The sequence below is a fragment of the Clostridium sp. CTA-6 genome (assembly GCF_054768115.1).
Map to the genome: position 1 here is coordinate 211,334 of NZ_BAAAAU010000007.1, position 20,757 is coordinate 232,090.

General features: G+C 29.3%; 22 protein-coding genes. 2 read left to right on the top strand and 20 right to left on the bottom strand.

What is annotated here, in order from left to right:
* The first annotated feature begins 354 nt into the window (after positions 1-354).
* Positions 355-1,527, top strand: coding sequence for a dicarboxylate/amino acid:cation symporter (locus ACYUDJ_RS12680; protein ID WP_003483027.1), 1,173 nt, complete (start codon positions 355-357; stop codon positions 1,525-1,527).
* Between the two features lie 159 nt (positions 1,528-1,686).
* Positions 1,687-2,154 carry a demethoxyubiquinone hydroxylase family protein gene (locus tag ACYUDJ_RS12685; RefSeq protein ID WP_003483025.1) on the top strand — a complete coding sequence of 156 codons (468 nt, stop codon included), beginning with the start codon at positions 1,687-1,689 and terminating at the stop codon, positions 2,152-2,154.
* Between the two features lie 216 nt (positions 2,155-2,370).
* On the opposite strand, the gene ACYUDJ_RS12690 is transcribed toward ACYUDJ_RS12685, so the two are convergent.
* The 20 genes from ACYUDJ_RS12690 to buk form a co-directional block, all read right to left on the bottom strand.
* Positions 2,371-3,162: a MerR family transcriptional regulator gene (locus tag ACYUDJ_RS12690; RefSeq protein ID WP_043032582.1), complete on the bottom strand. Its 792-nt coding sequence runs from the start codon at positions 3,160-3,162 to the stop codon at positions 2,371-2,373.
* Between the two features lie 8 nt (positions 3,163-3,170).
* Positions 3,171-4,010 (bottom strand): creatininase family protein, encoded by an 840-nt coding sequence (locus ACYUDJ_RS12695; protein WP_043032583.1) that lies wholly within the window; start codon positions 4,008-4,010, stop codon positions 3,171-3,173.
* A 201-nt stretch (positions 4,011-4,211) separates the two neighbouring features.
* Entirely contained in the window at positions 4,212-4,715 is a 504-nt protein-coding gene (locus ACYUDJ_RS12700; RefSeq protein WP_043032584.1) for a superoxide dismutase family protein, read from the bottom strand.
* A gap of 255 nt (positions 4,716-4,970) precedes the next feature.
* Entirely contained in the window at positions 4,971-6,797 is a 1,827-nt protein-coding gene (glmS, locus tag ACYUDJ_RS12705) for a glutamine--fructose-6-phosphate transaminase (isomerizing) (RefSeq protein WP_043032585.1), read from the bottom strand.
* A gap of 622 nt (positions 6,798-7,419) precedes the next feature.
* Complete coding sequence (locus ACYUDJ_RS12710) at positions 7,420-8,097, bottom strand: fructose-6-phosphate aldolase (protein ID WP_003483017.1); 678 nt, start codon at positions 8,095-8,097, stop codon at positions 7,420-7,422.
* An 18-nt stretch (positions 8,098-8,115) separates the two neighbouring features.
* Entirely contained in the window at positions 8,116-8,763 is a 648-nt protein-coding gene (locus tag ACYUDJ_RS12715) for an HAD family hydrolase (RefSeq protein ID WP_003483016.1), read from the bottom strand.
* Positions 8,764-8,786: 23 nt separating this feature from the next.
* Positions 8,787-9,572, bottom strand: coding sequence for a sorbitol-6-phosphate dehydrogenase (srlD, locus tag ACYUDJ_RS12720; RefSeq protein WP_003483015.1), 786 nt, complete (start codon positions 9,570-9,572; stop codon positions 8,787-8,789).
* Between the two features lie 20 nt (positions 9,573-9,592).
* Positions 9,593-9,958, bottom strand: coding sequence for a PTS glucitol/sorbitol transporter subunit IIA (locus ACYUDJ_RS12725; protein WP_043032586.1), 366 nt, complete (start codon positions 9,956-9,958; stop codon positions 9,593-9,595).
* 216 nt (positions 9,959-10,174) lie between these two features.
* Positions 10,175-11,179 carry a PTS glucitol/sorbitol transporter subunit IIB gene (gene srlE, locus ACYUDJ_RS12730; protein WP_003483013.1) on the bottom strand — a complete coding sequence of 335 codons (1,005 nt, stop codon included), beginning with the start codon at positions 11,177-11,179 and terminating at the stop codon, positions 10,175-10,177.
* Positions 11,180-11,191: 12 nt separating this feature from the next.
* The gene (srlA, locus tag ACYUDJ_RS12735; RefSeq protein ID WP_003357373.1) at positions 11,192-11,737 is read right to left on the bottom strand and encodes a PTS glucitol/sorbitol transporter subunit IIC; all 546 of its coding nucleotides are present in this window, start codon (positions 11,735-11,737) and stop codon (positions 11,192-11,194) included.
* Between the two features lie 42 nt (positions 11,738-11,779).
* Positions 11,780-12,175, bottom strand: a complete 396-nt coding sequence (locus tag ACYUDJ_RS12740) for a transcriptional regulator GutM (RefSeq protein WP_042384109.1) — start codon at positions 12,173-12,175, stop codon at positions 11,780-11,782.
* A gap of 13 nt (positions 12,176-12,188) precedes the next feature.
* On the bottom strand, positions 12,189-13,238 hold the full coding sequence (locus ACYUDJ_RS12745; RefSeq protein WP_043032587.1) for a galactitol-1-phosphate 5-dehydrogenase: 1,050 nt from the start codon (positions 13,236-13,238) through the stop codon (positions 12,189-12,191).
* 34 nt (positions 13,239-13,272) lie between these two features.
* A complete protein-coding gene (locus ACYUDJ_RS12750; RefSeq protein ID WP_003483010.1) occupies positions 13,273-14,244 on the bottom strand; it encodes a sugar-binding transcriptional regulator in 972 nt (323 codons plus the stop codon).
* Positions 14,245-14,597: 353 nt separating this feature from the next.
* Entirely contained in the window at positions 14,598-15,947 is a 1,350-nt protein-coding gene (gene glmM, locus ACYUDJ_RS12755; protein WP_003483009.1) for a phosphoglucosamine mutase, read from the bottom strand.
* A gap of 134 nt (positions 15,948-16,081) precedes the next feature.
* Positions 16,082-16,612, bottom strand: coding sequence for a 2-oxoacid:acceptor oxidoreductase family protein (locus ACYUDJ_RS12760; protein ID WP_003483008.1), 531 nt, complete (start codon positions 16,610-16,612; stop codon positions 16,082-16,084).
* A gap of 1 nt (position 16,613) precedes the next feature.
* The gene (locus ACYUDJ_RS12765; RefSeq protein WP_003483007.1) at positions 16,614-17,363 is read right to left on the bottom strand and encodes a thiamine pyrophosphate-dependent enzyme; all 750 of its coding nucleotides are present in this window, start codon (positions 17,361-17,363) and stop codon (positions 16,614-16,616) included.
* Positions 17,363-18,433, bottom strand: coding sequence for a 3-methyl-2-oxobutanoate dehydrogenase subunit VorB (locus ACYUDJ_RS12770; protein ID WP_003483006.1), 1,071 nt, complete (start codon positions 18,431-18,433; stop codon positions 17,363-17,365). Before ACYUDJ_RS12770 ends, ACYUDJ_RS12765 begins: the two co-directional genes overlap by 1 nt.
* Positions 18,434-18,448: 15 nt before the next feature.
* Positions 18,449-18,658 carry a 4Fe-4S binding protein gene (locus ACYUDJ_RS12775; protein ID WP_003357528.1) on the bottom strand — a complete coding sequence of 70 codons (210 nt, stop codon included), beginning with the start codon at positions 18,656-18,658 and terminating at the stop codon, positions 18,449-18,451.
* A 101-nt stretch (positions 18,659-18,759) separates the two neighbouring features.
* The gene (locus ACYUDJ_RS12780; RefSeq protein ID WP_042384105.1) at positions 18,760-19,422 is read right to left on the bottom strand and encodes a nucleotide-binding protein; all 663 of its coding nucleotides are present in this window, start codon (positions 19,420-19,422) and stop codon (positions 18,760-18,762) included.
* Positions 19,423-19,686: 264 nt separating this feature from the next.
* On the bottom strand, positions 19,687-20,757 hold the full coding sequence (buk, locus tag ACYUDJ_RS12785) for a butyrate kinase (protein ID WP_003483003.1): 1,071 nt from the start codon (positions 20,755-20,757) through the stop codon (positions 19,687-19,689).

The following is a 20,757-nucleotide window of genomic DNA, read 5'->3' on the forward strand; positions in this document are numbered from 1 at the left end:
TTTTTTGAATATAAATTTAGTTTTTAAGTACCCTTATTCATTTTATTATATATCTAACTTTCAACTTTCTTTAATACACATACACTAATAAAAATCTTCAAATTATTTCCTTTAGTATAATTGCAATGGATCTATACATATGGTATACTTTTCCTAATATTCAAACAATAATAACATTGTTTGAAATCTATATCCATATCTTTTTAAATCACTATCCTTATTTTAAAATGCAATTTTAATATTTACTAATATCATATATATTTTTAAAATTAATTACATATTATTATATAATAATTAATAATTGTATTAATTTAATATTAATCACTTAAATATATAAAAAGGAGGAGAATATCAATGAAAAAATTAGGATTAATACCCAAAATTATTATAGCCATTATTTTAGGTATTCTAATAGGAAGCTTTACACCTGTTCCTGTGGTACGCATATTTAGAACTTTTAGTTCCATATTTGGAGAATTTCTAGGATTTCTTATACCTTTAATAATTCTGGGATTCATTGTTGCTGGTATCGCTGAACTTGGACAAGGTGCTGGTAAGCTATTGGGAATTACTGTTGGTTTAGCTTATTTATTTACATTAATATCTGGGTTTTCTGCTTTATTAGTTGGTAAAACATTATTACCATCAATTATTACTAGTGCTACCCATGTAGAAAAAGCAAAAAAGGCTTTGGACCCTTTCTTTGAAGTCAAAATTCCACCAATGATGGACGTTATGACTGCACTTATATTTGCTTTTATATTAGGATTAGGTATTGCAAAAATACAAAATAAAACTTTAAAAGATGTAGCTGTGGGATTCCAAGAAATAATAACAAAAGTTATTGAAAATGTTGTTATACCGCTGCTTCCACTTCACATATTAGGTATATTCGCTAACTTAGCTTATACTGGTGAAGTATCAACTGTTTTAAAAGTATTCTGGAAGGTATTTATAATTATACTTATTTTACATTGGATTATACTAATTTTCCAATTCTCAGTAGGTGGATCTATTGCTGGTAAAAATCCTTTCAAATCATTAAAAATCCAAATTAAAGGATATCTTACTGCTTTAGGAACTCAATCTTCTGCTGCAACTATTCCTATTAATATTCAATGTTCAGAACAAATAGGAATTAGTAAAGGTATACGAGATTTTGTTATTCCTTTATGTGCAACTGTTCACTTGTCAGGAAGTACTATTACTTTAACTATATGTGCACTAGCTGTTATGATGTTAAACGGTATGCCTATAAGTATGTCTCAGATGGCTGGATTTATAGCTATGTTAGGTGTAACTATGGTAGCAGCTCCTGGTGTCCCTGGAGGTGCAGTAATGGCGGCTCTTGGCATACTTAAATCTATATTAGGCTTTAATGAAGCTTTACTTGGTTTAATGATTGCTCTATACATTGCTCAAGATAGCTTTGGTACTGCTTGCAATGTCTCTGGAGATCAAGCTGTAGCAATGATTGTAGATGCTATACAAAAAAAATGGAATAAAAATCACGAGAAAAAAGCTTAACTAAACAATTTATATAAGATAGGTGTATAAAAGTTTTTACTTCTATACACCTATTTTATTAATATAGTATAAGAACTCTATCCTACCCCTAAATTATTTCTTTAAAATATGAATAATTTTAAGCTTAGAAATAAATGATAAATGTAGGAGGTGTTTATTATGACAAATTTAACTCAAAAAGAACAATTACTTTTACAGGATCAAAAAAGTCATGAAGAATTGTGTATTAAAAAATACACAAATTATGCAAATCAATCAAATGATCCTCAACTAAAACAAATATTTTTAAACAATGCACAGGAGGAACAAGAGCATTTAAACAGCATAAATCAACTTTTAAGTGGTCAGATTCCAAATGTTAATTCACAGCAAAATAATCAACAACAACAAAACTCTCAAATGCAACCTGGTACAGGAACTGGGTTAGAAAGTAAAAATGATGCTGACTTATGCACTGACCTTTTAGCTACAGAAAAATATGTATCTTCAACTTATGATACAGCTATATTTGAATTTAGAGATCCTAATATTAGAAATGTTTTAAATCACATTCAAAAAGAAGAACAACAACATGGAGAGGCTATTTATAAATATATGGAAAGTAAAGGCATGTACAATCCTCAATAATTAAATTATATACTTATATGAATGAAATAAATAAAATTCTGTTAAAAACAACTATGTTTTTAACAGAATTTTATTTTACACTCTCTTTTTAGTTTTTATTATTTTTTTAAATATAATTCTATTTCATTCTGATTTAATTTTCTTATATTTCTACCATCTATAGGTATGTATTCTTTAGATTTTTATAAATTCTTGCCTCTATAGCTAATTTTTTTATTAATCCTCAATAGGATAGTATATATTTATATTAAATAATCCAGTTTCATAATTAACATTATATTCTTCAAAAGGATTCCCATTAATTTTATAATTATTATCTTGGATCCAATTTATTATGCTTTCATAAACATCTCCCTTTTCACCTATAGAATTAGCTGTTGAAGTTACATATCTTCCCTTTGGTATAATATGAATATTTAGTTTTCCTTCTTTTCGAGGTTCTATTGGAATACATATCTCAACATCTGCATTTTCAGGATCATATTCCTTTTCAAAATATTTTACTATATGCGGCCCTTTTATTCTTAATCTATTCTTATTTATTAATTCATAAAGAGAACCCACAACCTTTGCTATATCTTTAGTATTAATTGTGCATCTTTTACTTATTACATTTATATTATCTAATTGAGCAATTTCAACTTCATGTATTTTATAATTAAATTCCTTGCTTTTAATTACTTTATTTTCTTTTAACATTTTATATAAATTATCTTTCATTACTGTTAAGCGAGCTATTTCACTTTCTATAATCTTTAATCTCTTTTTTATAATTTCATGCCTATTTATATTACTATTAGCTATTATTTCTTTTATTTCTTCAAGAGCCAATCCATAACCTTTAAGTTTTATTATATTTTTAGCTAAACTAAGTTGCTCTTGCCCATAATATCTATAACCATTTTCTTCATTAATACAATACGGCTTTAATAAATCAATATCGTCATAATGTCTAAGGGTTCGTGTTGATACTTTTAATATTAATGCTAACTGTCCAATTGTGTACATATATTTATTCACCTCAAAATCATATAATTCATAGCAATCTTTATTTCCTTTGAAAGTTCTGGCACATATCCATATTGGAGAAATTTAAATATTAATTCAACTGTATTTTTTATCATATCCTCGAATTGTACTTTACCTTTTTCTTTATTTCCTTTTGCTGGAGAACCTATATAACCTTCTTCCATTCCACATTCTCTCCAACATCTTTCACCACTTTTTATAAATTCTTTCATATTCATATAAACAGGTTCTAAATTACTATAACATTCTTTCACTAATTCTGGATGTTTAAATAACATAAATGAAGTTTCTCTCACATCTGCATGTATTTCTCTTTCCATGTTTAAATCATTCTTTACAATTTTAACTTTCTCTTTTGCACTTTGTGAATATATTATACTACTTGCTACCTCTAAAACCTTAAGAGAACACTCTTTATTAGGTATATCTTTTGCATTTTCGATAACCTTTATATGCCCTAAATCTAAATGATGATTAACTATTACCATTTTTTTAAATCCTGCTCTACTAATTGACTCACCCAAATCTACGACTATATTTTCTATGGTTTTTGATTTAAATGATATAGTCCCTGGATAATTCATTACACATTCATTATAACCTATGGGAAACGATGGATGGATAATATAATTATATGCATTATTTTGTTTCTCAAGATTATCTATTACAGCTTTTAATAAATCCTTTGCTGAAATATAATCTGTGCCCAATGGTAAGTGCGGTCCATGTTCTTCAATTGGGCTTAATGCAACAAAAACAGCTGACTTATCTTTGTCAAGATTATGAATGTCTTTCCATGTTACTTTTTCCATATTAAATATTGACATTTAATCATCTCCTCGCTAAATATAATATTATTATTTTACGTTACGTGAAGGTCAATAATATTTATAAAATTAATTTCATAAAAAAAGAAAACCAGAAGTAATCTTCTGATTTTCTCTTCTTATTTTTTAATAACCTTTTTATACTTTAACAAGTTTATTTTCCTTGAATTATCTTTTTTGTAATGTAAATCTGTACTTATATTACCATAAATATGGTATGCACCAATTATAAGGATTTATTATTCCACATGCAATCCTTTTACCAGAATTTCCGGATGGTTGAGATCTATAATCATCTGGATTTTCATGAATAATTATAGACTTTCCGATAATATCTTGCACCTTAAATTTATTAGTAAAAAACCACATAATGGATTTTCCATTATGTGAAAACAGAACTGGAAAATCTCCTGCATGATTTCCATGTGGTTGATTTGTAGGATTCCAATGTTCACCTGCATCTTTAAATGGGTCTTCAGGTGATCCTACATTACAATTTCCAAATTGGTGAATATGAAATCCATGTGGTCCAATAGGAGCTTTTTCTCCTTTTGCAGGCTGATAATCTGGAAGTCCTGTAATGTTTACATATACTGCAGTACCACCAGGGACATCTTGAAATAATACAAATCCTTCAACTTTAGGGTATAAAGGACCCCCTTTTATGTAAGAAATAGCATTCTTACATATATATTTATTTCTCATACAATTCACTCCACTCCTGAAACTAATACATTCCATATTATATTATGTTATATGTACTTGGAGTGTTAAAAATAAAACCGGAAATTATTTATTAAAACTTTTTGTGGGGAAAAAATATATCTATTTTTAGGACTTACCTATTTAAGTAAGCGTGAAAAATAAAATTCCAGTAAAAATAAAATTTTTACTGGAATTTTCATGGAAAATCTCTGATTTCAAATTAGCAAACCATAAATAACTTTATAAAAAGCTTTTTTATTCAACTGTAACTGATTTAGCTAAGTTTCTTGGCTTATCTACATCACGATCTTTTAATATTGCTACATAATATGCTAATAATTGATGAGGTACTACTGCAATAATACTTTGTAATATATCATTTGTTCTTGGTATATAAATTACTCTATCCCCTACTTGCTCTGCTTCTTTATTTCCTTCTTGAGTTATAGCAATAACATGTGCTCCTCTTGATTTAACTTCTTTTATATTAGAAATACTTTTTTCAAATAAATCTGTTTGAGTCATTGTAGCTACTACTGGTGTATTTTCTTCAATAAGAGCTATAGTACCATGTTTTAATTCACCAGCAGCAAAAGCTTCTGCATGCATATAAGATATTTCTTTTATCTTTAATGAACCTTCTAATGAAAGATTATAATCTAATCCTCTTCCTATATAAAATGCATGTTCATTGTCTTTTATCTCTTTTGCTATTTCTTTTATTTCATCATGTTGATCAAGTATTTTTTGTACTTTTTCAGGTATAAGTTTTAATTCATTTATTATATCATTATAAAATTCTTCAGTTATTGTTCCCCTTTTTATACCCATATCTAATGCAATCATATATAATGCTACAAGTTGAGTTGTATATGCTTTAGTTGATGCAACTGCTACTTCAGGTCCTGCCCAAGTATAAAATACATCATCTGCTTCTCTAGCTATAGAGGATCCTACAACATTAGTAATAGCTAAAACTCTAGCGCCTTTTTCTTTTCCTTCTCTTACAACTGCTAAAGTATCTGCTGTTTCTCCAGATTGACTTACAACAATAATTAATGTTTTGTCATCTATAAATGGATTTCTATATCTAAATTCTGAAGCTACATCTGTTTCTACAGCTATCTTTGCAAATCTTTCAATAGCATATCTTCCTGTTATTCCTGCATTGTATGCAGTTCCGCAAGCAACTATATAAACTTTATTTATTTCATCTAGATCTTCTTTTGTTAGTTTTATATCATCTAATTTTATTTTACCATTTTCATCTAATCTTCTAACTAAAGTTTCTTTTATACCATTTGGTTGTTCATTTATTTCTTTTATCATGAAGTGATCATATCCACCTTTAGAAGCTGCTTCTACATCCCACATTACATGGAAAGGTGCTTTTGTAATTTTTTCTTCTTTTTCGTTGTAAATTGTTACTTTATTTTTTTCTAAAGTAACTACTTCTCCATTATCTAAGAAATACACATCTCTAGTATATTTTAAAATAGCTGGTACATCTGACGCAATAAAGTTTTCGTTTTCTCCAATTCCTACTATTAATGGACTATCTTTTCTTACAGCTACTAATTGTTCTGGGTTATCTTTGCAAACAACTCCTAATGCATAAGCCCCTCTTAATTTTTTTATAGCCTTAAATACTGCTTGTAGTAAATCCCCTTCATAATAATGGTCAACTAAATGGGCTATTACTTCAGTATCTGTTTCTGATTTAAATTTCACGCCTTCAGAAACCAACCATTCTTTTATTTCCATATAATTTTCAATTATACCATTATGAACTACTGCAATTGTTTCATCCATATTTAAATGTGGATGTGAATTCACATCAGATGGCACTCCATGAGTAGCCCATCTTGTATGACCTATTCCTATAGTTCCCTCCATAGGCTTACTTTCTAAATTTTCACTTAAAACATTTAATCTACCTTTGTACTTTTGGAATTCTATTTCCTTTCCATCATTAACAGCGATTCCTGCAGAATCATACCCTCTATACTCTAGCTTTGTTAATCCATCTACAATTACATCGCTTGCCTTTCTAAATCCTACATATCCTACTATTCCGCACATAAAAAAATCCTCCTTAGATTATATTAATAATTTAAGAAGAAAGTCCTCACTAAAGCTTTTTTGTAATTAGAATCACTTCTAACTTTTATTATAGCTTTTAGGGCTGTGAGATCCCATAGGATATCCGCCGAAATTTCGATACTCCTATATCCTCGTCAACTTAAGTGACACTCCAAATTTTCAATTTGGTCAGTGGAACTTACTCAGATTTTAATCTAAGTTTCCTCTATATACTCCAAACTTTCAATTTGACTAGTAGAGCTTACTCAGATGTCAAGCTGAATTTAATCTATTACTCCAAATTTTTAATTTGGCTAGTGGAACTTACTCAGCTGCTAATCTACTATAAGCACTTAAGTTCTGGCGCTTTCATAACTCTTTTAACTTTCTTCCTAATACATTATAGCATGTTCATTTTTATTTGTTAACTTAATTTTTTATGAATATTATATTATATTTTTATTCAATTTATAGTTATATTTAATTTTTTAAGGAAAATCCTCTTATAATTTTAATAATAGTTCTTCCTTACATTATAAATAGATATATAACAAAGACACTTAATGCTGTAGCTATAATAAGAAGCTCAAATTATATATTACTATTAAAATATTATTTTATGTTATACCTCATTAGTTTTTGTATTTTTACCATATTGCATTTCCCAGTCTTTTATAAAATTATCTACACTTAAATCTGTAGATGGATGATATATTAATTGCTTTATTAAATCTTCATTTACAGTTACACTATGAGCTCCCTTTAAGCAAGCATTATGGATTTGTTCTGTATTTTTAAAACTAGCAGCTAAAACCTTAGAATTAATATTATAAATTTCAAATATACTTACTATGTCAGAAACAACTTTAATGCCATCTGCCATTAAATTATCTATTCTATTTACATAAGGCGCTACAAATTCTGCTCCTGCCTTTGCTGCCATTAATGCTTGTTGAGCTGTAAATATTGCAGTAGCTGTGATCTTATATCCTTTTTTACTAAGTTCCTTCATAGCTTTTATACCTTGCTCAGTTACTGGTATTTTTATATACAAATTACCACCGATTTTTTCATTTAAATATATAGCTTCCTCTATCATCTCTTCTGTTTTAGATCCTACCACTTGAACATGAAGCATTTTTTCTTTGCCTATGATGTTTCTTATTTCTTTTAGTATACATATAAAATCTTTTTTTTCTTTTGATATTATAGTAGGATTAGTTGTAACTCCATCTAATGGATAAATATCATTTATATGTTTTATAGAATCTATATTAGCTGTGTCTAAAAATATTAACATATAAATCGTCCCCCTTTGTTATTTTATTAAATTTTCTATTACATTTTTAGCTCCCTTTAAATCTTTTTCAAAGGATATTATTTCTTTTGTGCTTTCATCTTTCCATATACTATTTATTGCGATAACCTTACATCCTGCAGCTATAGCTGATTTTATTCCATTTATAGAATCTTCCATAATAATTGTTTCTTCACTAGAGGAACCTAATCTTTTCATAGCTTCTAAATAAGGCCAAGGATCTGGTTTTGATTTTTCCATCTCATCCCCCGGTAAAATAAACTGAAAGTAATCAATTATGCCTAATTTTTTTAGCAAAATCTCTGCTATTTCTCTATTACTACCTGTTGCTATTGCACATTTAATATTTAATTCTTTTATATAATCTAATAATTCATATACGCCATTTATAGGTTCTAGTTTTTCTAAAGCTATTTTTGTGTATAATTTATTTCTCTTTTCTAGCAATTCATTTTCGTCTTCTTCTAAATCATAATTGCTTATTGTTCTTCTTATTACTTCAATCATACTTAGACCCATGCAAGAGTTATGAAAATCTTCAGTATAATCTTTATCATACATTTTTAATAAAATTTTACTAGTCTCAAAGGATAAAGGTTCTGTGTCTATTATTACCCCATCCATATCAAAAATTATTGTATTTAACATAATTTATCTCCTAAAAATATATTTTATCTCATTTCTTGCCCACCCGTAACGTTTACAGCCTGTCCAGTCATATATGAAGCTTCTTTCGAACTTAAAAATAATACTAAATTACTTACATCCTCATAAGTGCAGCCTCTTTTTAAAGGTACCTTATCTATATAAGCTTGTCTAACTTTTTCTTTAGGTATATTTAATTTTTTGGCATATTGTTCATATAGACCATTTTTCCACATAGGTGAGTCTAATAAATTACCTGGGCAAACTGCATTAACTCTTATTCCATCCTCTGCTAAATCTAATGCTAAACTCTGAGTTAAACCTATAGCTCCAAATTTTGATGCAGAATAAGCACAATTATGCAAACTTCCTTTTTTACCTGATTTAGAGTTTATCTCGATAATAACTCCTTGCTTTCTTTTTATCATCTCCTTTGCAGCCTCTTTTGCACATAAAAAATACCCTGTTAAATTTACATTTAATATATTATCCCATTTTTCTTTAGGCAGCTCAGTAATCTTTGTACTATAAACTACTCCAGCATTACAAATTAAAATATCTATTTTTCTAAAATTATCTATTGTATTTTTTATAAGATTTTTAACTTCTTCTTCTTTACATACATCAACTTTAACTGCTATAGATCTTACTTTATATTTATCTATTATATTTTGAGATACTTTGTTAGCCTGTTCATAATCTATATCTGCAATTACTATATTAGCACCTTTTTCAGCAAAGCTATAAGCAATATATTCTCCTAAACTTTGAGCTCCTCCTGTTATTATAACAGTTTTTTCGTTAAAATTCACAGTATACCTCCTTTTTTTAACTAAGGTCTTTCAATTTCTAATAAAGTTCCTTCTTTTATTTCTTTTATTTCTTTATCCTCTAAATATAAGCTTCCTGGTAATTCTGCATTTGTACTTCCATCAAATCTTACACAAATATGTCCTAAATCACGTAGATTTTTATGAACCTCATCTCCTACAGCAGTTACTTTGTATTCTTCTCCATCAATTCTAAAAATATCTCCTACTTGTATTTCATCATTTAATTCATTCTTACCATGAAGCACACAATAATCTGCTAATTCTTCTGGAGCATTATCTTTAAATAATATTATCATTTTTTCTCCATAGAATTCTTCTACCATAATTCCTAATTTATTTACCTCTGTATTATATATTGTTTTCATAATATTTCCTCCTATTTTTAAACTACTCTTATTAATTTAACCTTTTATATTATTTTAATTACATATAAAACAAATAATATAAATTCAATTGTATATTTAAATAACTTAAATATATCAAACTATTATTATACAAAGTAAAAATTAATTTACATTATTTAAAATATAAGAATAAAAGAATGTAATCCTTTTATTCTTATATTTTATTTTTAACTAAATCTATTTAGCATATAATCCAAAGCTAGCAAGCCATGCAATAAATACTGATGTTGGACCTGTTAAAAATCTTGAATATAAAACAGATGGAACCCCAACTTCTACTGTTTCTGGTTCTGCTTCTGCAAGTCCAAGCCCTACTGGTATAAAGTCGCATGCTGCTTGAGAGTTTATTGCAAATAATGCTGGTAATGCTAAATGTGGTGGTATATTACCCTTACCAATTTCAACACCAATTAAAACACCTATAACTTGAGCTATAACTGCACCAGGTCCTAAGAATGGTGACAATAATGGGAATGAGCATATAGCTGATAGTAATACTAATCCTGGTAAGCTACCTGCCAATGGAGATAATACTGATGCAAATGCATCTCCTATACCAGATTTTAATATTATACCTATTAGCATACATACAAATGCCATAAATGGTAATATAGTTTTTATAACAGTATCTATAGTATCACGGCCGGCTTGGTATAGCATTCCTACAAAATTACCAAGAGCCATACCTATCTTAGTCATTATACCTCTATCAGATTGTTGAGTTATCTTTTTAGTTGTATCATATTTAGGTTTCTTCACTTCTTCTTTTTGTTGATTTTCTTCATAAACGTTTTCACTATTTTCAGAAGAATCTGCTAATTCAATATTCTTAACCTTTACAGAAGATACATATATGTCTGCTTTTATATATTCAGCTAATGGCCCACTTGGTCCTGCTGGCATTAAGTTTATAGTTGGTATACCTTTTTTAGGATATAATCCACATCTTAATGTACCACCGCAATCTATTATTACGCATGCTATTTCATCATCTGGTACTTTTGTTTTAAATCCATCTACCAATTCACAGCCTGTAAGTTCTTCTAATTTTTTTGCTACCTCTGAAATAACTCCTCCAGTTATATTAACTATTTTATTTTTTTGTTCTGTTGGAACTATTGTAAGGGGGCCTCCAAAACCGCCATTTCCTGCACTAACTTTTATTGCGTTATATTTTGCCATCAATTACACCTCCTAAAGTGAAATTTTTGTAGATAATTTTACATTTTGTTGTTTTTCTACATAAGAAGTTGTGAAATCTGTTATCCATCCTCTAAGGAAATTTGTAACTATACCAACTAAGAAATATCTAACTGCTAAATCCGTTGTTGATAATCCTAATTGTGTTATACCATTTGCTATACCTAAGAATACAAATAGTTCTGCTGGGTTTATGTGTGGGAATAAACCATTCATTGTATGACAAGAATATGATGCCGCTGCATAATAACTTGGTTTATATTTTTCTGGTAAAAATTTACCTAAAGATAATGTCATTGGGTTACAAAAAAAGAATGTTCCTATTACTGGTAATATTAAATATCTAGTTATTGGATTAGCTGCACTTTTTTTAGCTAACTTTTCTATTCTTTCTTCTCCAACTATTCTTATTAAAGCATTCATAGCAACTAGAAGCATAATCAATGTAGGTATTATTCCTTTTGCCATGCCTACAAAAGTATTTCCACCTTCTTGAAATAAACCTATAAAACCTTTTGCTAAATTAGTTAAAAAATCCATAAACTCATCTCCTTTTTAATAAAACGTTTTTCATTGACTCAATTATGAATTAGAATCAATCTCCTCCTTTGTTTTATAATATTCATTATAATTTTTGATTCCATCTTGTATTGCCAAAGCTGTCTGTTGGTCTAAATTTTCTAATATATTAGGATTTATGCTATGAAGATTTTGATTATTCAAAATCTCCATAGACTTAAATCTAGCTAAAATAGTAATTCCTTTCATGATTCTGCTCTCAAGTATAGAGCAATTATCATCAATAGCAATTAGTATTACTGAACCCCTCTTTACACGTCCCTTATTTTTCCCTATTACTACTCTTCCTTTTTGTCTAAGTTCTTTAAAATTTTTATTAAAATCTTTAAATTGTAAAAAACCTAATGCAGTTTGTAGAAGCCATGCAAGTCCAATAACAATTACTATTCTTATAAACATAAATTCACCTCTACTAAATTTCAACTAGTACCTTATTATAATTAATTTCTTTGTTGAACATTTTATGGAAATATCCTGGTAATTCTTCAAGTTTGATTTTATGAGATATCATTGGTTTAAATACTATTTGTCCTTTTTCCATGAAATCTAATGTAGCTCTCCAAGCTATTCCTGGGAATGGAGCTGCATATGAATTCCATGAACCTTGTAATGTAATTTCTCCACGCATTATTCTATCAAAAGTTTTTTCGCTAAATCTTAATTCATCATGTGATATCCCTAGGAAAACAACCTTTCCAAGTTTTCTACACATAAGAACAGATTGTTCTTCTGTAATTTTCATTCCTGCAGTTTCTATAACAGCCTCTACTCCACCATTGGTAATTTCTAATACTTTTTCAACTGCATTACATTCTTTACTGTTTATTATAATATCTGCACCTAATTCTTTAGCTAAGTTAAGTTTATCCTCTAAAACATCCACAGCTATTACCTTTGATGCACCAAATATTTTTGCCCATTGAATAGCAAATTGTCCTATAGGACCACAACCAACAACTGCTACAGTATCACCAACTTTTATTCCTGTTTTGCTCATTGCTTGGTATGATATAGATGCTGGTTCTATTCCTGCTGCTGTTTCATAATCTAAATCTTCTGGAAGTATTAATACGTTTTCTTTTGGAACTCTAACATATTCTGCAAAACCACCATCATTTCTAGATCCTAAAAATTCATAAGTTTCACATAAAGCAAAATTGCCTTTTTTACAGAATTCACATTCTCCACATGGTATTAATGGTACTACTGCTACTCTCTCTCCTATTTTTATATCACCTACATTATTGCCAATTTCAACTACTTCTCCTGAAAATTCATGTCCTGTTATTGTTGGGTAATGGTATGCTCCACTTACCATGGCTCTTGGCATATCTGAACCACATATACCAACATATTTAACTTTTACTAATACGTCATCTTCACCTATTGTAGGTATATTTACTTCCTCATATCTTAAATCCTTAATTGCATGTAAAGCTACTGCTTTCATTTTTCCTTCCATTTTATAAGACTCCCTTCAAAGTTTTAAATTATATTTATTTTTTATTTTTAGTAAATTGCTCATGTAAGTTTAGTACCGTTTCTGCTGTTTCATTATTAGTTATTAAAACATTTACAAAACCTCCATTTAAAGCCCCTAAAATAGACCAAGCTTTTTCTGAGGATTCTGCTACAGCTATAGAATATTCCATTTTTTTTAATTTTTCTAATTCCACACTTATTATTCTATCTTTTACCTTTTCATCAACTATGTTTCCATTTATATCGAAAAATCTTGAACATATATCTCCTACTGCATCAACATCTTTTAACAACTGTATGTCTTCGTCTCCAAAATATCCGCTCCAAATTAGGTTATTACCTTTAAGTGGTGCTCCAATTCCTACAACAGCCTTATTAACTTTATCCCATAACTCCAGTATTCCTTTAAAATTGCTGTCACTCATAATAGCTTCTTTTGTGGACTTTTCTGCTGTTATTGCTGGTGCATAAAAATAATGTCCTTTTGCTTTAAATTCATCGCTAACCCTAGAAACTATAGTATTAACATGATATTTATTATCCATATCGCTAGGTGGCCCTCCTACTAAAGGCACTACATTAGCTGATATATTTTTACAATCTTTCAATGTATTTGCTACTTCTCCAACAGATTTGCCCCAGGCAAAACCTAGTATATCACCATCTCTTAATATTCTTTTTAAAAATTCACTTCCTGCTTGACCTAATTTTTTAAGTCTAATACTTTCAGCTTCATCTTCATCTGTTGGTATAACTATGGCCTCTTTTAAATTAAAGGTTTTTTCTAGAGCATCCTCTAATTGGAAGCAGCCATCAAAGTTACTTTTTATATTTATAGTAACAATACCTTCCTCTCTAGCTTTCTTTAACATTCTGCTTATAGTTGTTCTATATTGTCCCAATCGTTTTGCAATTTCAGATTGTGTCATATTATCAATATAGTACATTTGTGCAACTTTATATAAAATTCTATCATCATACTTCATAAGGCATTTTCAACCTTTCTTAATTTTATTTGGAGGTTATTAATTAAATCTCCTTTGTTATTTTATACACAAATTTTGCACATTTGTGCAGTTGGTGAAATTTTGTTTTATTGTTGTATTTATAATATAACAATTTTATTGTTTTTTCAACAATATATAATCTTTATTTTTTTTGAATAATACTATATTTATTCTATTTTTCTTTCATTTTTTAAATGATTTGTATTATTTCATTATTTTTTGAATATTTTATTATTTTAATTTTATTTATACTAAAAAAACATAAGGGTAATTTATAATTAACCTTATAATTATAAATTACCCTTATGTTTTAAAAATATAAACCAATCTTATTATTTTACTTTACTCTCTATTAGTTTAGCTAAGTCATGCGCTAACTTGTCGATTTCGTCTTGATTTTCTCCTTCAAGCATTACTCTTACCAAAGGCTCTGTACCAGAAGGTCTTATAAGTACTCTCCCTGAGCCATCTAAGTTTTTTGTAATTGTATCTATTTCAGATTTTATTTCTTCATCTTTTAAATAAATATCTTTTTTATCATTAGGAACTTTAGCATTAACTAAAACCTGTGGTAACTCTTTCATTATAGAGCATAATTCTGAGAAAGTCTTATCACTTTCTTTTACAATATGAGCTAATTGCAGAGCAGTTACAAGTCCATCCCCTGTAGTATTATAATCTGAGAATATAATATGACCTGATTGCTCTCCACCTATTACATAGTCATTTTTAAGCATTTCCTCTAAGACATATCTATCCCCAACTTTTGTTTTTATAGTATTTATTTCTTCTTTTTTCATAGCTATATCTAATCCAAGATTACTCATTACAGTAACTACTATTGTATTTTTCTTTAACTTACCTTGTTTTTTTAATTCTTTACCACAAATAGCTAATATAAAGTCTCCATTTATTAAGTTACCATTTTCGTCTATTGCTAGACATCTATCAGCATCTCCATCAAAAGCTAATCCCATATGACAATTATTTTTAACTACATACTCCATAAGGTCTTCTGGATGTGTTGATCCTGATTTTCTATTTATATTTACACCATCTGGTTTATTGTTTATAACATAAACTTCTGCTCCTAATTCCTTAAAAGCTTCTACAGATGTTATATATGATGCTCCATTAGCACAATCTAAAGCTACTTTTAATCCTTTTAAATTACCTTTTATAGTTGATTTAGCAAAATCTATGTAATCTCTTATAGCCTCTCCATCTTCTTCAATTTTTTTTCCTATATTCTCTCCAGTTAAAACTGGAACATCCTTAAAATTATTTTCTATTAATGCTTGTATATTATCTTCTAATTTATCTGATAATTTGTACCCATCTTTATTAAAAAACTTTATACCATTATATTCTACTGGATTATGTGATGCTGAAATAACAACCCCTGCATCTGCATTATATTTTCTTGTTAAATAAGCTATTGCTGGTGTTGGTATTACACCTACACAAATAGCTTCTGCTCCTACAGATAATATACCTGCTACTAAAGCACTCTCTAGCATGTCCCCTGATATTCTTGTATCCATACCTACAAGTATCTTAGGTCTATGTGTTCCTTCTGTTAATATGAAAGCTCCTGCTTTACCTAATTTATATGCTAAGTCTGCTGTTAATTCCTTATTAGCTATTCCTCTGACTCCATCTGTTCCGAACATTCTACCCATGTAATTCATCACTCCTATTTTTTAAATACACATAGATATTATATTATAGTTTACTAATTCTAACAATAGGGAACATAATTGAAAAATATAAAAAGCCAGTGAAGATATTTTCTCCACTGGCAATATTTAATTTATTATTTTACGTATTCCTCTCCAGCTTTAAGAGCTTCTTTGTTTAATTCAAAGAATTTTTCCTTACCATGGTCTTTTAATGATGCTGTTATTTCATCCATAGTAACTATTCCTGTTTGTTTTACAAGAGCTCCCAAAAGAATCATATTAGCTATTTTTTTACTACTTATTTTATCCGCTTCAGATTGAGCTGGTATAGCTATAACTTTTATGTCATCTCTTTTTGGCATTCTATCAACTAAGTCAGAATCCAATATTATTAATCCACCTGGTGCTACCATATCTTCAAATTTATCTAAAGAAGGTCTATTCATTACTACTACTGTATCTGGTTTAGTTACTATTGGTGATCCAACTGGTGTATCAGATAGAACTACAGAACAGTTAGCTGTACCACCTCTCATTTCTGGTCCGTAAGATGGTAACCATGAAACTTCCATATTTGAGTCCATTCCTGCATAAGCTAAAAATTTACCCATTGATAATATACCTTGGCCTCCAAAACCTGCAAATATAATTTGTTGTGATGCCATATTATTTCACCTCCTCAGTTGTATCCTTCTTAACGCCAAGAGGATAGTATGGGATCATGTTTTCTCTTAACCAGTCCATTGATTCTTGAGGAGTTAATCCCCAGTTAGTTGGGCATATTGACAATACTTCAACTAAAGAAAATCCTTTTTTATCTATTTGATTTTGGAAAGCTTTCTTTATTGCCTTTTTAGCTTTTAATATATTTGGAACTGTATTTACAGCTACTCTTTCTACATAGCAAGCTCCAGTTAGAGTAGATATCATTTCTGCTACTCTTATTGGGAATCCTGCATAACTTGTATCTCTTCCATAAGGTGTTGTTTCTGTTACTTGACCTGGTAATGTAGTAGGTGCCATCTGTCCACCTGTCATTCCATATATACAGTTATTTACGAATATTGTTGTAATATTTTCTCCTCTAGTTGCAATGTGAACTATCTCAGCTGTACCTATTGCAGCTAAGTCTCCATCTCCTTGATAAGTAAATACTACTGAATCTGGATTAGCTCTTTTTATACCTGTTGCAACTGCTGGTGCTCTACCATGAGCAGCCTCAAACATATCACAGGCAAAATAGTTATATGCTAAAACTGAACATCCAACTGGAGCAACACCTATTGTTTTATCTAATACTCCAAGTTCATCAATTACTTCTCCAACTAATTTATGAATTACACCATGAGTACATCCTGGACAATAATGTGTAGGAACGTCCATTAATGCTTTAGGTGGTTGATATACTATAGCCATTATCTAGCACCTCCTACTATAGATTTAACTTTCTCTAGGATATCTGATGGATCTGGAACCATTCCACCTGTTCTTCCATAAAAATCTACTGGCTTTCTTCCATTAGATGCTAATTTAACATCATAAACCATTTGTCCGCAACTCATTTCTACAGACAGATATCCATGTTTAGTAAGGTCTACAGTTTTTTCAAATGCTTCAAATGGGAAAGGCCATATTGTTATAGGTCTTATTAGTCCTAATGTCATACCTTCTTCTTTAGCCATTTTTACAACATTTTTGCATATTCTTGAAGTTGTTCCATATGCAACTAATATTAAATCGCATTCTTTATCACAGTTATATAACTCATATCTAACTTCATTTTCTTTTATCTTAGCATATTTATCTTGTAAATGAATGTTATGTTGTTCTAATATTTCTGGTTGTAAATATAAGGAGTTTATTATATTATGCTCTTTTCTTCCATGTAACCCATTAGCTGCCCAATCTTTTGCTGGAAGTTCTTTAGATGATCTTTCTTTAAATTCAACAGGTTCCATCATTTGTCCAAGCATACCATCTCCCATAACCATACAAGGTGTCCTGTATGTATCAGCTACATCGAAGGCATTTTGTATTAAATCAACCATTTCTTGTATAGAAGCAGGTGCAAATACTGGCATATTAAAATCACCGTGTCCGCTTGCTTTTGTTGCTTGGAAATAATCTGATTGTGCTGGCTGAATACTTCCTAATCCTGGACCTCCTCTAACGATGTTTATTATAACACATGGTAGTTCTGCTGCTGCTATATATGAAAGTCCTTCTGATTTTAAACTTATTCCTGGTGAACTTGAGGAAGTCATACATCTAATTCCTGTTCCTGCTGCACCATACACCATATTTACAGCTGATATTTCACTTTCTGCTTGAACAAATGTCTTGCCTATCTTAGGCATTTTCTTTGACATATAAGCTGCTACTTCTGTTTGTGGAGTAATTGGATACCCAAAGAAACATTCACATCCTGCTTGGATTGCAGCTTCGCCTATAGCTTCATTACCCTTCATTAAAACTTTTTCACCCATTATAACCCCTCCTTCTTACTTTTCTACTGTTATTACACAATCTGGGCATATTCTTGCACATGATGCACAAGCTATACAATCATCTTTCTTTTCATCAACTATTGTAGCTGCATTATAACCTTTTACATTTAGTTTTTCTGAAAAGCTAATTATTTTTTTAGGGCACACTTGGATGCAGTGGCCACAGCCCTTACATCTTTCTTCCCTAAATATTACTTTTGGCATTATAACCCCTCCTTAAGTTTTTTAATAAGAATGCCTTACAAGTCTATATTCAATTTTTATTTATTGATAAATTTTAAGATTTTGACAATTTTGAATATAAATTACCTCCAAGGTGGTTTCATGTATATATCTATTGGAAATATTTCTCCATGAACCTTACCTTTTATATCATCTAGAAAATCTTTTCTACACACAATATATTTATAGGGAAGACCAGTCTTTTTAGAAAGTTCTAAAACTATCTCATCACCCTTTAATATGTGATCTACTGTGGTTTCATATGAAAGATTTGTATTTGATATAAGATATTTAACTTTTAATCTAGATGAAATTTCTATAGATTTTATATAATCTTCTGTTTCTTTTTCATTAGATGTAAGTGGTCTATTATTATTAACTACAAAATACATATCATAATCTTCTTCATTAAAATATTTGTTATATTGACCAAGTACTGTTGCTCCTTGATCATCACCACCTATATCCATAACAACCTCATAACTTTTATCATTGAATACTGCCATAACTTCACCAGGTACAACCATTAATTCTGCATTCATAAGTTTAGAGTCAGAAGCTATTACTCTTATTCCTAATTTATCAAACTCTTCCTTTAGACTTCTTGAGCAGAAATATGGATTTACAATATCTATGTCTACTAAAGCTACCTTTTTGCCTTCTTTCGCTAACTTCATAGCATAATTTATGGCAATTTCTGTTTTTCCACTACCAAAATGTCCTGTAAAGATATTTATTCTACTCATTTTAATCACTCCAAAACAGAGCATTTCTATAGAATGAAACCCTTTTCACATATAGCAAAAAATTTTTTCACACTACATGAAGTAGCTCTTTCATTTTTCATCTTTAAGTAAATTTATAGATGAATTTGTAACTTCATTATATCACAAAAATCCTTATAGTTGTAAAGTAATTTTCTCTTTTTTTTAATTGTTATAATTTTATCATAAAAAAAATTTCTTTATTTTACTAATTATTCTATTTATATCATATATTAAAGTTCTATATTATTTATATTCTTTAGCCTCTTCTTCTCCTTTTAATACTCTTAATCCTCCTTGAGTTAATGCTAATAACTCATCTTCTCCTGGGAATCTAACTACTGGCGCTATAAAAGATACCATTTCTTTTATACCTTCACATATAACTTTACTATATGCTATTCCTCCTGTTAATAATATTGCGTCTACTTTTCCACATAAAACAGCGGCATTTTTTCCTATTTCTTTTGCTATTTGAAATATAAATGCATCAACAATTAATTTTGCATCTTTATCTCCTTTTTCAGCTCTTTCTTCAACTTCTCTAAAATCATTTGTATTTAAATATGCTACTACTCCGCCTTTGCCGCTTATCTTCTTCTTCATTTCTTCATAAGTGTACTTACCACTGTAGCATAATTTCACTAAATCCCCTACTGGAAGACCGCCTGTTCTTTCTGGTGAAAATGGTCCTTCTCCATCTAAAGCATTATTTACATCTACTACCTTTCCTTTTTCGTGAGTTCCTACGGAAGCTCCTCCACCCATGTGTGTGACTATTAAATTAAGCTCCTCATATTTTTTATTGTTTTCTTTTGCATATCTTTTAGCAACTGCCTTTTGATTTAATGCATGAAATATACTTTTTCTTTTTATTTCAGGCATACCTGATATTCTTGCTATATCCTTCATTTCATCAACAACTACAGGATCTACTATAAATGCAGGTATGTTAAGATTTTTTCCTATTTCATTAGCTATTATTCCTCCAAGATTAGATGCATGTTGTCCTTGAACTCCCATTTTTAAATCTTCAATCATGGCGTCATTTACTCTGTATGTTCCACCCTCAATAGGTTTCAAAAGTCCACCTCTACCTACAATAGCATCTAATTCATTTACATCAAAATTTTTCTCTTTCAAAACATTTAATATAACTTCTTTTCTAAATTCAAATTGATCAAATATAGTTTTATAACTTTCAATTTCTTGTGAAGAATGTCTTAATGTTTCTTCTAGTATTTGATTCTCATCTTCATATACTCCTATTTTAGTTGATGTTGATCCGGGATTAATTATTAGCAATTTGTAACCCAT

Coding starts and splice junctions, on each gene's coding strand:
- ACYUDJ_RS12770 (WP_003483006.1), bottom strand. CDS start 18,433: ATGGGTGAAAAAGTTTTAATGAAGGGTAATGAAGCTATAGGCGAAGCT.
- buk (WP_003483003.1), bottom strand. CDS start 20,757: ATGGGTTACAAATTGCTAATAATTAATCCCGGATCAACATCAACTAAA.
- glmS (WP_043032585.1), bottom strand. CDS start 6,797: ATGTGCGGAATAGTAGGATATGTAGGATTTAGAAAGGCAAGCGATGTA.
- ACYUDJ_RS12715 (WP_003483016.1), bottom strand. CDS start 8,763: ATGTTAAATACAATAATTTTTGATATGGATGGGGTAATAATAGACACA.
- ACYUDJ_RS12745 (WP_043032587.1), bottom strand. CDS start 13,238: ATGGAAGGAAAAATGAAAGCAGTAGCTTTACATGCAATTAAGGATTTA.
- ACYUDJ_RS12710 (WP_003483017.1), bottom strand. CDS start 8,097: ATGTTAATATTTTTAGACACAGCTAATATAGATTCTATAAAACATATA.
- ACYUDJ_RS12690 (WP_043032582.1), bottom strand. CDS start 3,162: ATGTACACAATTGGACAGTTAGCATTAATATTAAAAGTATCAACACGA.
- ACYUDJ_RS12740 (WP_042384109.1), bottom strand. CDS start 12,175: ATGTTTATAAGAATAGTAATTGTTATTGGACTTGCATGGCTTCTACAA.
- ACYUDJ_RS12780 (WP_042384105.1), bottom strand. CDS start 19,422: ATGAGTAGAATAAATATCTTTACAGGACATTTTGGTAGTGGAAAAACA.
- ACYUDJ_RS12760 (WP_003483008.1), bottom strand. CDS start 16,612: ATGGCATCACAACAAATTATATTTGCAGGTTTTGGAGGCCAAGGTATA.
- ACYUDJ_RS12680 (WP_003483027.1), top strand. CDS start 355: ATGAAAAAATTAGGATTAATACCCAAAATTATTATAGCCATTATTTTA.
- ACYUDJ_RS12750 (WP_003483010.1), bottom strand. CDS start 14,244: ATGAAGTATGATGATAGAATTTTATATAAAGTTGCACAAATGTACTAT.
- srlA (WP_003357373.1), bottom strand. CDS start 11,737: ATGGATTTTTTAACTAATTTAGCAAAAGGTTTTATAGGTTTATTTCAA.
- ACYUDJ_RS12775 (WP_003357528.1), bottom strand. CDS start 18,658: ATGCCAAAAGTAATATTTAGGGAAGAAAGATGTAAGGGCTGTGGCCAC.
- ACYUDJ_RS12685 (WP_003483025.1), top strand. CDS start 1,687: ATGACAAATTTAACTCAAAAAGAACAATTACTTTTACAGGATCAAAAA.
- srlE (WP_003483013.1), bottom strand. CDS start 11,179: ATGGCAAAATATAACGCAATAAAAGTTAGTGCAGGAAATGGCGGTTTT.
- ACYUDJ_RS12695 (WP_043032583.1), bottom strand. CDS start 4,010: ATGTCAATATTTAATATGGAAAAAGTAACATGGAAAGACATTCATAAT.
- ACYUDJ_RS12765 (WP_003483007.1), bottom strand. CDS start 17,363: ATGGCTATAGTATATCAACCACCTAAAGCATTAATGGACGTTCCTACA.
- ACYUDJ_RS12725 (WP_043032586.1), bottom strand. CDS start 9,958: ATGAAAACAATATATAATACAGAGGTAAATAAATTAGGAATTATGGTA.
- glmM (WP_003483009.1), bottom strand. CDS start 15,947: ATGGGTAGAATGTTCGGAACAGATGGAGTCAGAGGAATAGCTAATAAG.
- ACYUDJ_RS12700 (WP_043032584.1), bottom strand. CDS start 4,715: ATGAGAAATAAATATATATGTAAGAATGCTATTTCTTACATAAAAGGG.